Source organism: Pseudomonas sp. SMN5, assembly GCF_052041925.1.
Classification (GTDB): Bacteria; Pseudomonadota; Gammaproteobacteria; order Pseudomonadales; family Pseudomonadaceae; genus Aquipseudomonas.
The window spans coordinates 299,990-313,447 of record NZ_JBKGGX010000001.1 but is presented as its reverse complement, the minus strand read 5'-3'; the positions used below and the strand labels follow the sequence as shown (position 1 = coordinate 313,447).

The following is a 13,458-nucleotide window of genomic DNA, read 5'->3' as shown; positions in this document are numbered from 1 at the left end:
GGCTCTGGCAGGGGGACTGATTCGCTGATTGCCATGCAAACGGCTATAGCGCTGAGCAGTGGAAAAAATCACCCGGCGAAAGTTCATAAATGTTACGGCCCCCAACCAACCCCTGTGGGAGCGGGCTTGCTCGCGAAGAGGGTCCGTCAGTCGACATCTCATTGCCTGACTACCGCTATCGCGAGCAGGCTCGCTCCCACATGGAGACAGTGTGTTGCCCACAGATCGTGCGTTCACCGCCAATCCCTGTGGGAGCGAGCCTGCTCGCGAAGAGGCCTTCCCAGTCGACATCTCATCGCCTGATACACCGTTATCGCGAGCAGGCTTTGCTCCCACGGATTGGGCACTGTCTGGCTGCCTTTTGTTTATCGATCGCCGCCAGCCACGGTTAACCGATCACTGCTGTATACACCGAACGATCCACATTGCCACCGGACAGAATCACCGCCACTCTTTTGCCCTGCATCGCTTCCCGCTCCTGCATCAGTGCGGCCAAGGCCGCTGCGCCGGCGCCTTCTGCGAGGTTATGGGTGTCGGTGTAGTAAACCCGCATGGCCTCGGCGATTTCCTGATCGCTAACCGACACGATCCGTGCCGCGCCGCCTTCATAGATGGCGAACGCCTCGGGAATCGGCCGGCGTACGGCCAGGCCATCAGCGAACGTATCCGCTGACGGGGTCTCGCACAGCGTACCCGCCTCGAACGATAGCTTCGCCGCCGCGGCCTCGGTGGACACCACGCCCACCACCTGCGTCTTGAGGCCCAACGCATCGCGGGCGGCAATGACCGCGCAGATGCCCGAGCCACAACCGATCGGCACGTAGACCGTGTGCAGGTCCGGCACCGCGTTGAACAGCTCCAGGGCATACGTCGCCACGCCCTTGACCAGTTCAGGGTGGAACGGCGGCACCAGGAACAGGCCGTGGACTTGAGCCAGGCGCGCAGCCTCTTCACGGGCCTCGTCGAAATCTCGCCCGTACTCGATCACTTCGCCGCCAAAACCGCGCATGGCGTTATTCTTTTCCGGCGAATTGCCTTTGGGTACGACGATCAGCGCTTTCAAACCCAGGGCACTGGCCGCCAGCGCCAGGCTCTGGCCATGGTTGCCACGGGTCGCCGTGACGATGCCCTGTGCCTGCGGATGCTCGCGCTTGAGCCAATGCATGAAGGTCACGCCGCCGCGGACCTTGAAAGCGCCGGTTGGCGTGTGGTTCTCGTGCTTGACCCACACCGTGCAACCGAGCCGTTCGGCCAGCAATGGCCAGGCGTACTGGGCGGTGGCGGGCATAACTTGGTATACGTGGCGGGCAGCCTCTTCGATCTCGTGGCGGGTCAGTCGGTGCATGATGGGCCTCCAGGTTTTTGCGCAGAGTCTAGCCAGAGGCCTCAAAGCCGGGCTTCCAGAAAACTGACCTGACTTTCAGCTGGGTTCTTCATTACTATGCCGTTCATGAGCCATCGAAACCGCCAACAGCCGATGCTTCCCGAACCGGTCCGCCGCATTGAGGCTGGCCCCTGGGCGATTGAGTTGCTACCCGGCAGCGCCTATGCCACCCGGTACGTAGCGAGCCAGTCGGCGATTGGCTTTGCCTTCGATAGCCAACGCGGCCTGCATGCCATAGGCAGCGATCGGGTGCATCCGTTCGAGGCCATGCCCAACGGCCTGGCGTTCGTTCCCATGGGCTGCGATGTGTTTTCCGAATCCCCCCAGGGCGGCGAGTACTTGCGTGTGATCCGCACCGACGCAACGGCGCTGGCGGGAACCCAGCCCTTCAACAATCGTATCGACGGCCAGGCCATGATCCTCGCACACCGCATGCGCGGCGCGCTGTTACGGGCATCGGTGGTGGACGATTGGGAAACCTGGGCCATTGCACTCGCTGAGCGGGTGACCGGGACGACAGCAAGTCCTCATGGAGCACTCAGCGGCAACCGGATGCGTCTGCTGGATGAGTTCATCGATGCGGGCCTCGACGGCCCTCTCGGTGTATCGGCCATGGCGCAACTGCTCGGATTGTCAGAAGGCTATTTCATGCGGGCCTTCAAGAACGCCACGGGAAAAAGTCCCCACAGCTACCTGATCGACCGCCGTCTCAGCAAGGCTCGCGCGCTGATGCGCGATTCGACCGCAGGATTGAGCGCAATCGCCCTCGCCTGCGGCTTCAGTTCCCAGGCGCATATGACGACAGTTTTCAAGCAGCGCCTGGGGGTCAGTCCCGGCGCGTTGCGCAGCTGCTGAATCAGGCTTTTATGGTTTGCCAGCCAGCATTCAAAGCGGCTCCGCAGTCTGGATAAGCGAGTTCAACACTAACTTTATTTCCGCCGCTGGATCTTTGTGCCCTTGCAGTATCAAGCCTTCCGACAAGGCAGTGAAAGTTCTCGCAAGCGCAGCGTCGGCCAAGGGCGGTTTCTTGCCGGCATGATTGAAGATGATGGCAATCAACTTGCCCAGGGCCACGCTGTTTTCTTCATGCAAGTCATAGTAATGCGCTGAAAATTCTTCATCGCGCAAGGCGATCAGCTGAAGTTCGGCGTCAAGAATTGCACAGCTGGTGTTGTTCTTGAGCGTGTCGATATAAGCATTCAAACCTTGGGCCAGTTGCTCGGAGGTATAGCCCGCGTTCAAGGTGGCGCTCAAACGGTCGATCTCGACGCGCTTGAATCGCTGAGTCAATTGCAAAAGCAGGTCGGACTTGCTTTCAAAGTTGGAAAAAAAAGCGCCTTTGGAAAAACCTGCCTCTTCGGAAATGACATTTACGCTGGCGGCATGAAAGCCTTTCTTGATCATCAGATCAGTGGCGGTATCGAACAGTTTATCTCTTGTTAGTTGCTGGCTCTCTTCTCGACCTAGTCTCTTTTTAATCACGCCCTCGGCTCCTTTGGCCAAATAAAAATACGCACTTGCAACTGCTTGCGACACATCGCCTAGTCACCGCACGGCATCGGCGTCGGACATCATATCTTATACTCGCCTCAGCCTAGTATTTACATTTTAAGTTTTAGGAAGTGCCATGTAATGGCCATGTAGCGGGAGTGCCAGATTGCTCCGCAGCTGCGAAGGACGCTCCCAGGCCCGAAAAGCGTGGCACCAGGCGAGCCTGACGAGACGATGTGAAATACCACTTGATTTTCAGATACCGAATGGTTTTTACTTGCGCCGTTGGTGGAGCCCAACGCCTGGTCAGGGTTGCGAGTCACGGATTCACAGCCTGTCGCAATGACCAGTCACCTCACAGGGAGCTGGATTTTGATGGAACATGCCTTCGTCACAGGCGCTACTGGCCTGCTCGGAAACAATGTCGTTCACGCGCTGCTGAAACGAAACATCAAGGTAACGGCGCTGGTTCGATCGGTGGACAAAGCCCGCAAGCAATTCGGCAACCTGCCGGTCGAGCTGGTCGAAGGCGACATGCTCGACGTCGACGCCTTCAGTCACGCCTTGCATGGCTGTGACGCGCTGTTTCATACGGCGGCCTATTTCCGCGACAGCTACAAGGGCGGCAAACATTGGCAGAAACTCTACGACACCAATGTCATTGGCACCGAGCGCCTGCTCCAGGCTGCCTATGACGCCGGCATCCGGCGCGCCGTCCATACCTCTTCCATTGCCGTCCTCAAGGGCAATAAAGATCAAGTGATCGACGAAACCATGTCCCGCAGTGAAGCAGAGGCTGACGATTACTACTTGAGCAAGATATTGTCCGAACAGAAGGTCCAGGCATTCCTGTCGCAACATCCGGACATGTTTGTCGCTATGGTGTTGCCGGGCTGGATGTTTGGTCCCGGAGACATCGGCCCTACTTCGTCAGGACAGTTCCTGCTGGATTTTGTCGGACAAAAACTGCCTGGCGTGCTGCCCGGGAGCTTTTCTGTCGTTGATGCCCGGGATGTCGCCGAGCATCAACTCGCGGCGATCACACGTGGCAGATCCGGAGAGCGCTACCTGGCGGCCGGTCGACACATGGACATGAAGAGCATTTTCCAGGCGCTGTCCAGCGTCAGTGGCGTAAAGGCACCGGAACGCAAAGTTCCACTGTTCATGCTGCGGATCATCGCCCTGCTCTACGAAGGTTATTATCGAATGACCAGGAAGCCGGTCCTGATCAGTACGTCTACGGTCAAGCTCATGGAACAGGAACAAGGCCGTACTCACTTCAGCCATAATAAAAGTTCGCGAGAACTGGAATGCAAATTCCGCCCGGTAACTGAAACACTCACCGATACGCTTAATTGGTATCGGAACAACAACTACATTGATGCTTGATTGAAACAATTCATATATAGCCTGCCTCTGTAGTACTTTTTTTGACTAGCCATACATCCAAGGATTGAGAGAGGTTGGTAAATGAAAGACCTTTTATATAAAGAAGGTTTTCTGCATCGCTTTGTCCATTTTTCGGAATCTGTTCCCGAACAGATTGCTATCCGCCATCTGGACGCCGAAGAAGAGACCGTCACTTACCGGCAATTGCGAATCAAGGCTGAAGAATACAACGGCGCCCTCGCGGCGCTGGACGTATCGCCAGGCGACAAGGTAGCGCTGGTCCTGCCCAATGGCGTGGCGTTCATCGCCTGTTATCTGGCGCTCATCGGGCGTGGCGCCATTCCGGTCATCCTGAACTACAAGCTGACGCCGTTCGAGATGACCAGCGTCGTGAGCATTGCCAGGCCGACGCTGGTGGTGACAACCGAAACGCTGCTTGAGCAACACGGCGAGACCTTCCAGGCGGCCTTGGTCCTGGACGCCGGCAGCGAGCGGGCATCTGCCCTGCCCGCCGATGCGACGGCGTTCTGCGCGCTGCCCCGTCAGACGGCTGCGTTGGAGCTGCCCGAAGGCAACCCGATCGTGTCGATGCAGTTCACCTATCGCGGCCTCGGCAAACCCCTGGCGGTGTGCCACCGGTACCTCGACCTGACGCAATCGAGCGATGGGCTGCATGAGCACTTCCATCCGCAGGGCGTTGGCTCGGTTCACTTGGTGACATTGCCGCTGTATGCCATCTTCGGGCTCTCGGTGATGATGGTGTTTCCGTTGAGCGTGGGTGCCACCCTGCTCATGACCAACACCCTGCTCAATCGCGACCTGGCAGAGGTCCTGTCGGAACATCAGGTGACCTTTGCCTGCCTGGTGCCCGACGTCATCCGCTACTTCAATACCCGCCTGGCCAAACGCAAAGGCGCGCTGTTGCCGCTGCATCCGCAACTGATGATCTACTCGGGCGGCAGCCACCTGCCGGCCGATGAAGCCGACAAGCTGGGCAAGTTGCTCGGCTGTGACCCGGTGCTGCAAGGCTACGGGCTGACCGAGAGCATGCCGGTGATCGTCCAGAGCTCGATTGCCAACGTGCACCGTGGCGCCATGGGCCTACCAATCAGCGGGGTGGAATTGCGGGTCGTCGACGCCCAGGGGCAGGACGTGGTGCCGGGCCGCATCGGCGAACTGCTGATCCGCGGTTCGATGGTGATCGAAGGCTACAGCGACGCCGAGGATGCCAACGCACGGTTCTTCCATGACGGCTGGTTCCACACCGGTGACCTGGTCTGGCGGGACGACGACGGGCATGTGTTTTTCTACTGCCAGCGCCTGCGGATTTCCAAGATCAAGGCGCAGATGGTCGACCTTACGGAAATCGAGTCCATTGCCCTGAAGCATCCCGATGTGGTCCGCGCCAAGGCTTACATCGTTCCCGATCACAAGGACGTCAACGTCCTGCACCTGTGCGTCGAGGGCCGCGCAAGCCTGACCCCGAACGCTATCGCCACGCTGCTCGCCCGGGACCTGTCGGGCTTCAAGCTGCCCAAGACCATCGAGATCGTCGCGCTCAAGGAAGAGAGTTATGCAAGCTGACCACACAAAACCGATACTGGCCGTGTTCGATTTCGACGGCACCTTGACCGACCGCCATACGTTCTGGCGCTACATGCGCTACATCGCCGGCACGCGCGCTTTCTGGCTCAGGATCATCCCGCTGTTGCCTAAGATGCTCAGCGTGATCATTGGCATCACACCGTTGATGCAAGCCCGGCTGGCGTTCATCGCCTGCTACCTGGGCGGACTATCGGTGGAACAGGAACGCGAACACGCCAAATACTTCATCAGCGAACTGCTGCCGCTCTGGCTCCGGCCCGAGGCCCTGCGTCGTCTGCAATGGCATCAATCCAAGGGCCACATCACGGCATTGGTCAGTAACTCACCGGAGAACTACCTGATCCCCTGGGGCAAGGCCGCCGGCTTCGACTATGTGTGCGGCACCCGCCTGGCCACGGCCAGGAACCGGCTGACCGGCGGCATATCGGGTACCAATTGCGTCGAAAGGGAAAAAGTCACGCGGCTCAAAGGCTGCCTGAGCAACCTCGATGACTTTTACATCTACGCCTACGGCGACTCATCGGGCGATGACGCGCTGCTCGGCATTGCCAACTCCCCGTTCTACAGAAACTGGTACTGACCGATGAACACTATGAGCACGCTGGCTCCCCAGCACTTCAAACGCCCCGGCAACTACCCGACCGTGATGATCGTAGGCGCGGGCCCGATCGGCCTGTCCCTGGCGATCATGTTGAAAAAATGGGGCGTGTCGTTTCGCATCATTGAAAAGAATGCCGGCCCTTCGACCGCGACCAAGGCCATGGCGATTCACTCGCGCACCCTGGAAATCTTTCGCGACCTGGGTGTGGCCGACCAGGCCGTCAGCGACGGCTTCACCATCAACCAGTTTTCGGTGCAGTCCAACGGCAAGCGAGTGTTGAACTACAACTTCTCCTACCTGGACGCCCCCTACCCGCTGCTCCTGAGCCTGCCCCAACCGCAGACCGAGAAGATTCTGCTCGAGCGACTCAATGAGTTGGGCGCAGAGGTGGAGTGGAACACCGAACTGGTCGATCTGGAAAACCAGCCGGGCTCGGTGCGCATGACGCTGCGCCACGTTGACGGCACTGCCGAAAGCTTCACCACACGCTGGGTGGCTGCCTGTGACGGCGCTCGCAGCAACATCCGAAAACGCCTGGACATGACCTTCGAGGGCTCGTCCTACGACCGCTTCTTCATGCTCGCCGACGCCGATATCCAGTGGTCTGGCAGCAAGGATGAGGGCGCGTTCTTCCTCGGGGCGCAGGACGGTTATGTGGCGGTGGCGCCCATCAGCGACCAGTCTCGCTATCGGCTGTTCATCGAGATGCCCTACAACCTGCCGCCCGAAGGTGAACGGCCTTTACTGAGCCTGGAGAATTTCCAGCGACTGTGCGAAGGACGCGGGCAGAAGATGACCTTGTCGAATATTTCCTCCACCACCATCGCCTCTTTCCAGCATCGCCGCGTGCAGACGATGCAGCAGGGATCGGTGTTCCTGGTGGGGGATGCGGCGCATATCGGCAGCCCGATTGGCGGGCAGTGGATGAACCTCGGGGTATCCGAGGCTTATAACCTGGCCTGGAAAATGGCCTACGTCGACCAGGGCCTGGCGGAGCCGTCCCTGCTGGAAAGCTACAACGAAGAACGCTACCCGGTGGCGCTCGAAGTGGAGAACACCGCCCATCGTTTGACGGGGTTGATCACCGTCAGGCAGCGCGCCCTGGTCTGGCTGCGGGACAACATTCTGCCCCTGCTGAGCAACCGCAAGAAAGTCCAGCGCAAACTGCCGTCGATGATTTCCGGCCATCAGTATCACTACGGCAAAAGTGACTACATCCAGGAATCGCTGACGAAAAAGCAACGCAGGAATTGGGACAGAAAAGGCCAGAAACCCGAATTTCAATCGCCCGTGCCCCGGGCCGGCCAACTGGCGCCCGATGTCGAACTGTGGCAGCTGCAAGGGCTGCCGCCGAAACGGCTGATCGACTTGTTCCATGGCACTTTCACGCTGTTGATTTTCAGCGCGGCCGACCAGTTCTCGCCCTTGCTGCCAGGCTATTACTCGCTGGCCGAATCGGTGGAAAAGGACTATCCGGCCATCAAGGCGTATTGCGTGATCGATGCCCTGAGCATTGATGGGCTGCCGGGCTGGCACTCGACGCTGCTGGACCCCGACTGGCGCCTGCATAAGCGTTACCACGCGCAACAAGGCACGCTGATGCTGGTCCGTCCCGATGGCTATATCGCCTTCCAGGGTGCAGATGCGATGACGCTCGTCACCTATCTGAATGTCAGGTCCGGACTGCTCAAGGGTGCAATTAAAACAACGTCTGCCGAGATCGACGCAGTGGAACTCCAACTTTAAGTCTCTTTGACGACTGCCCGTTTGAATTGACCCATTACAAGGCCCAGCCCCCGGGCCATGACTTTGATTTTTCCTGTCTTCTGATTTTTCCGTCCATGGAATTTCACTCGACTCTGGTTAGGAGAACCTCATGCGCTTGCAACTCAACGATGTTGTGCAGGAATTCATCGTGTCCAATGGAAAAATAGCCCACAGCTACTTTTCCCTCTCGGAAAAAATCATCGAATCATTGTGCGAATCCAACATCGCCAAGGAATCGATCCTGATGCGGCTGCTGGAGCAGGCCGAATCCGTCACCGCGCACTACTTCAATGCCCATCAACAGGTACTCGAAGGTGTCTACGCCCATGGCAACGAGGCTCCGGTCGACCGCGGCGTTGCGGTGCTGGAACCGGTGCTCACGGATACAGCAGTGCTGGCTGCCGCGCCGATCATTGAACAGACGCCGACGCTCGACTACGCCGGTTGGCTGCGTGCCGAACTCAGTTCGGTCACCGGCTTCAAACCGGAACAGATCGACTTCGATCAGAGCTTCGAAAGCCTGGGAATCGACTCCCTCGGACTGGTGGACCTGTTCGAATCCCTCGGCCAACACTTCCCGCAGAAAAAAGCCCTGACCTCCCAGTTGTTCGATGCGTCCACGCCCACGGTGCTGCTGGCGCGGCTCGAAGCCGATTCTCAAGCGCCTGCGGTGGACGTCCATGGCTGGGTACTTGAGCAACTGGCAGCGATCACCGGCTTTACCGCCGAGCAGATCGACCCGAGCCAGAGCTACGAAAGCCTGGGACTCGACTCGCTGGTGCAGTTGGACTTCCTCGAATCGGTTGTCGCAATGTGGCCGCAACTCAAGGCCAACGGCAGCGAACTGGCCAATGCGAAGTTCCCCCAGGCGACCATTGACCTGATCACCACAGCCTTGGCCAATCCCGCCCCGGTGGCGGCTCCGGTCGACGGGCAACAGGGCGCTGCAACGGACGCTCGGGAGCAGGACACCCACCCGCTGATCGGCGCCCTTTCGCCCTTGGTCGCCGACACGGCAGGGTCGATCGACATTCAGATGCCTTTCGCACAGCTGGGCCTCAACGGGTTCGCTCGCGAGACCCTTTGCCAATCCATGGCGCAGCAATGCGCAACCAGCGAGTTCGCCGGCGAAGCGCTGATGTCCCGTCGCACACCGCAGGATGCCATGGCCCTTCTGCAAAGGCTGAGTTGAGCGGGGCGCGGCAGATACAGGAAGGGAATCCGGGTGCTCGAACAGAGCACCCAGCATCAGGCGATCAGGAGACAAGGTATGAGTGGCGCAGTCACAACAGCGGATGATTTCTGCTTCAGCGCAATGGCCGGCGAATTTCCAGGAGCACCGTCTACGGACGCACTCTGGCATTTGTTGTCCCAGGGGCACAGAGCGCCCATCGAATCGATGCCTACGCGTTGGGAATTGGACAAGGCATCCATTTATTCGACCAAGGCCGGCGAAAAGGACCGCGTGTATCTGGACAGCGCGTTCTGCCTGGCCGATGAACCCTCGACACCCTCACGCCACGAAGGGCGACAGGTGGCCATTGGCAAGAAAGTGCTACGCACGCTGCTGGCTCAGCTTGCCGCCCAGGGCGCTGCGCTGACCACCGGCCGCACCGCGTTGGTGGTCGCGACGTCCTGGAGTGACGAGAGTTATTTCGCAACTGGCGCGAACGGACACGACGACGCGCTGCGCGGCTACACACCGGGCGAACAAGTGGCCGAGCTGGCTGCGGCGTTCGCCTTGGGCGGGCCGGCACTGTCGGTGGATACCGCTTGCAGCTCATTTCCCTACGCCATCGATATGGCCCAGGCGCTGGTCAACAGCGGCCAGGCGGATAACGCGATTGTCATGGCGCTCAACACCGTGCTGCCCCCAGCGCTATTCCTGGGTTTTTCACAGCTGACAGCTTTTTCCGCCCGGGCCCGGATGGAAGCGTTCGGCCAGGACGCCGACGGCATCGTACCGGGTGAATGCGCGGTGGCGTTCCTGGTGGAGCCCGTGGCGCACGCACTGGGCGCCCGGCGCGAGCCGCTGGGTATCGTCCGAGCGTTGGGGCTTTCCGCCGACGGTGCCGAAGGCTCGGTGTTCGCCCCAGGCAAAAAGGCGCAGTACTCGGCTTACCAACGTGCCTACGCGGATCTGGACCCAAGCGCTGTTGACTACATCGAGACCCACGGCACCGGCACGCCCTTGGGCGACGCCACCGAGCTGGCCTCGCTCGACAGCTTCTTCGGCCCGCACCGCAACGGCGCCAGCAAAATCACCATCGGTTCGATCAAATCGGTGATCGGCCATCCTTTGGCCGCCGCCGGAGGCGCTTCGCTGGCCAAGGCCTTGATGATTCTGCGACATAAAGGCATCCCGCCCCAACCCGACTACCTTCCCAGCGCGAAAGTCGACGCGACCTGCCTGAAGCTTGCCACTGAACAGGTGCAATCCCTGGCGGATCGGCAGTCAGCGATCCGGATCGGCATCTCCAGTTTCGGCTTCGGCGGCGCCAACGCGCATCTGGTGGTGGATGAATATCTTTCTGGCAACCACCCCGCCGCGCCCAGGGCCACCCCCGGTGTGCTGATGCTGGACCTTGCCGTTGTCGAGGCGGAAGCCGCGTTCGGCGGCCAAAAGGGCCTGGAGGCATTCGCGCAACAGCTCGACGAACCGCCAGAAGCGCCGGTGACCTTCCCTTACGGGCGCTTCGTCGATTACACCGTTGCCGCTACGCGACCTTTGCTGGGCAAATTCCTGGCGCAGGATCAGCTCATCGATATCGACGGTTACGGCATGGGGCCCAAGCCCTTGGCTCATGTCGATCCGTTCAAGCTGTTGATCACCGACCGGGTCAATCATCTGCTGCGACGCCTGCCAGATGTGGCGGGCTCCGCCGGCACGGCAATGGTCATGTGCTGCAACATGGGCGGCGAACGCTTCAGCAATGCCTACAGCAGCGCACAGCACTTCTATTCCCAGGGCCAAGGCAGGGCACCGGGCGTCGAGGTAAGTGACGTGGCGACAATGTTGCCGAATATGCTGTCCGGCTACCCGGCGCAGATTTTTGACTTCAAGGGTTTCCACCAGACCCTGGTCGGCAGCGCAGGCCTGTTCTGGCAAACCCTGCTGGCCTCCCGGCACTGGTTCGAGCAAGGCATCACCACGCTGTTGCTCGGTGCAGGCCGTTTTCTGAGCGCTGAAATCGAGGTCGAACGGGCGCGGCGCTCCACCACGTTGCAAGGGGAAGGCCTGGGCGTGGTTGCCCTGCGTCCTTACCAGGCGGACAGCAACGACCCACCGCTGCTGGTGATCCGTTCGGCGGTGCTCGCCCATGCCGCCAGCTCATTGGAAGAGGCCTGCCGACTGTCGGGTAACGCGCGCAGTCGGTACGCGAACGCCGAAGTCTGCGAGCTCAAACCCCAAGGGGCTCCGGCTAGCGGGTCGCTAGGGGAAATCACCGGCTACCTGGCAGAAGCCAGTGGTATCGATACCTTGTTGGCTGTGGCATTGAGAGGGCCGACTCACAGCGTGATCGAAGTGCGGGAAGGCGCCAAGGCAGTGATGTGGTTGTTTACCGAGAAGCTTCGCCAATGGACTCCTGCGGCGAACACCCCCACCTCTATCAAACACCCGTTCATGCTGCGCTTCGCCCATGGCGCGTCCCGAGCGTTGCAATCGGTCGCTACCGCGGTCCGAGAGGTCAGCCGGGCTCCCGAGCCGCGCCATGCCGGCGTTGATGTGCTGCAACTCAGCGACATGTTGACTAGTACGGTGCTTTCCGGGCTGCGTGTCCGGGTTCTCGCCATGGAAAGCCTGTTCGCCCTGCACCGCGGTAGCCAAGCCCAACGCCCGGCGCAGTGGCCGCGCCGAGCCCAAAACCAGGTCATCACCGACATCCAGCGCAGCGCCGGGTCACTGCGGGCGCGGTTACGGGTGGACGAAACGCATCCGTACTTCTTCGATCACCCGCTGGACCATATCCCCGGCATCCTGTTGCTTGAAGGCGTCTTGCAATTGATCGAGCTGGCGACGCCGCCCCTGAGCGGTCGGGTGGCCTATGTCAAAACCCTGAACATCAAGTTCCAGCAGTACGTGCAAAAAGACGCGCCGATCGAGCTGCATCTGCAGCAGGGTGACGACCCGCAGGTGTTCAACGCCAGGGTTACCCAAGGCGCAAAACTGATGTGTACCTGTGTGCTCGGCATGGCCTACAGCTCGGCATTCGAGACACAGCCGGCCGGTGACTTCCCGGCCACTCGCTGCCATGACAAAGCCTTGCTGCACAAGCATCGGGAAGAGAACGTGATCGTCAGCGACATCAGCAGCGTCGCCCAGGGTCTGAGCGTGGACACAGTGAGGCTGCCGGACGAGCACTTCTTCCGCGACGGGGATCCCGACCACTGTTCGATGGTGTATTTCCTGGAGGTCGCCCGCCAGTGCTACATGCAGATTGCCCATGGTCATTTGCGCATTCCCCTCGACACGCCCATGAACCTGCTGGCGCTGACGTTCACCCTGGAGCGTCCGATCCCGCGCAACAGTCCGTTGTCATTGGCCCCGCAAGCCGGCTTTGAAGCGCAACTGCAGTCATTCAAAACCAATCGTATCTATATCGACCTGTTCAACCGGGGCGAGAAGATTGGTCAAGCCACCATTACCGCCCAGGTGCTGAGCCAGTCAGCGCCAGCCGCCTGAGGCGACGAATGTGCCCCCTCACCTCAAACCAGGTGTCGCCATGAACGACGTAAAAGTGCAAGTCATAGTCAAGTCCCCGCCTTCGGAAATCTGGAAGATCTGGAGCGATTTTGCCCAGGCGCCCCTATGGGACACCGATGTGCGCCATTGCGAACTCGACGGCCCATTCATCGCCGGAACCCGCGGCAAGTGTGTGCTGCGCAATGGCCTGACCATGCCGTTGAAACTCCAGGCCGTGAACCTGCATGAGAGTTATCGCAACAGCGCGAGGCTGCTGTGGATCGACCTTGAGTTCGATCACCGGATGCGCCGGCTTTCCGCCGATGAAACCCAGGTCATCCACACTGCGCGGATCTGCGGCCCATTGAGTTTTTTGTACCGCGCACTGCTGCGCAAAGCACTGAGCGCAGCAATGACCAAGGCGCTGGACAACCTGTGCAGCCTGGCTGAGCAGCGCACCCATGCACAGGGCGCGACGAGCCCGGGGAAAAATTCTTCGCACCTGCACCTGGTGTGAACGCACCGCGCTCGCTGCGC

The 13,458-nt window shown here is 60.1% G+C and carries 10 protein-coding genes; 8 read left to right on the top strand and 2 right to left on the bottom strand.

Translation table 11 applies throughout. The features are described 5' to 3' along the window. Positions 1-388: 388 nt before the first annotated feature. Complete coding sequence (locus ACLEJR_RS01280) at positions 389-1,345, bottom strand: threonine dehydratase (RefSeq protein ID WP_440811634.1); 957 nt, start codon at positions 1,343-1,345, stop codon at positions 389-391. A 96-nt stretch (positions 1,346-1,441) separates the two neighbouring features. On the opposite strand from ACLEJR_RS01280, the gene ACLEJR_RS01275 reads away from it, so the two are divergent. Continuing rightward, positions 1,442-2,239, top strand: coding sequence for a helix-turn-helix transcriptional regulator (locus ACLEJR_RS01275; protein WP_440811631.1), 798 nt, complete (start codon positions 1,442-1,444; stop codon positions 2,237-2,239). A 30-nt stretch (positions 2,240-2,269) separates the two neighbouring features. Here ACLEJR_RS01275 and ACLEJR_RS01270 read toward each other — a convergent pair whose 3' ends face one another. Next, complete coding sequence (locus tag ACLEJR_RS01270) at positions 2,270-2,866, bottom strand: TetR/AcrR family transcriptional regulator (protein ID WP_440792363.1); 597 nt, start codon at positions 2,864-2,866, stop codon at positions 2,270-2,272. 384 nt (positions 2,867-3,250) lie between these two features. Between ACLEJR_RS01270 and ACLEJR_RS01265 the strand changes: the two genes are divergently transcribed. From ACLEJR_RS01265 to ACLEJR_RS01235, 7 genes are all read left to right on the top strand, one after another. Continuing rightward, positions 3,251-4,264, top strand: a complete 1,014-nt coding sequence (locus tag ACLEJR_RS01265) for an SDR family oxidoreductase (protein WP_440811628.1) — start codon at positions 3,251-3,253, stop codon at positions 4,262-4,264. A gap of 81 nt (positions 4,265-4,345) precedes the next feature. Beyond that, positions 4,346-5,848, top strand: coding sequence for a class I adenylate-forming enzyme family protein (locus ACLEJR_RS01260; RefSeq protein ID WP_440811625.1), 1,503 nt, complete (start codon positions 4,346-4,348; stop codon positions 5,846-5,848). After that, positions 5,838-6,449 carry an HAD-IB family hydrolase gene (locus ACLEJR_RS01255; protein WP_440792360.1) on the top strand — a complete coding sequence of 204 codons (612 nt, stop codon included), beginning with the start codon at positions 5,838-5,840 and terminating at the stop codon, positions 6,447-6,449. Before ACLEJR_RS01260 ends, ACLEJR_RS01255 begins: the two co-directional genes overlap by 11 nt. A 3-nt stretch (positions 6,450-6,452) precedes the next feature. Beyond that, positions 6,453-8,216 carry an FAD-dependent monooxygenase gene (locus tag ACLEJR_RS01250; protein ID WP_440811622.1) on the top strand — a complete coding sequence of 588 codons (1,764 nt, stop codon included), beginning with the start codon at positions 6,453-6,455 and terminating at the stop codon, positions 8,214-8,216. 130 nt (positions 8,217-8,346) lie between these two features. Further along, positions 8,347-9,429, top strand: a complete 1,083-nt coding sequence (locus ACLEJR_RS01245) for an acyl carrier protein (RefSeq protein ID WP_440811619.1) — start codon at positions 8,347-8,349, stop codon at positions 9,427-9,429. Positions 9,430-9,507: 78 nt separating this feature from the next. Then, a complete protein-coding gene (locus ACLEJR_RS01240) occupies positions 9,508-12,921 on the top strand; it encodes a beta-ketoacyl synthase N-terminal-like domain-containing protein (protein ID WP_440811616.1) in 3,414 nt (1,137 codons plus the stop codon). 40 nt (positions 12,922-12,961) lie between these two features. Continuing rightward, a complete protein-coding gene (locus ACLEJR_RS01235) occupies positions 12,962-13,438 on the top strand; it encodes an SRPBCC family protein (protein WP_440811613.1) in 477 nt (158 codons plus the stop codon). The last annotated feature ends 20 nt before the right edge of the window (positions 13,439-13,458 follow it).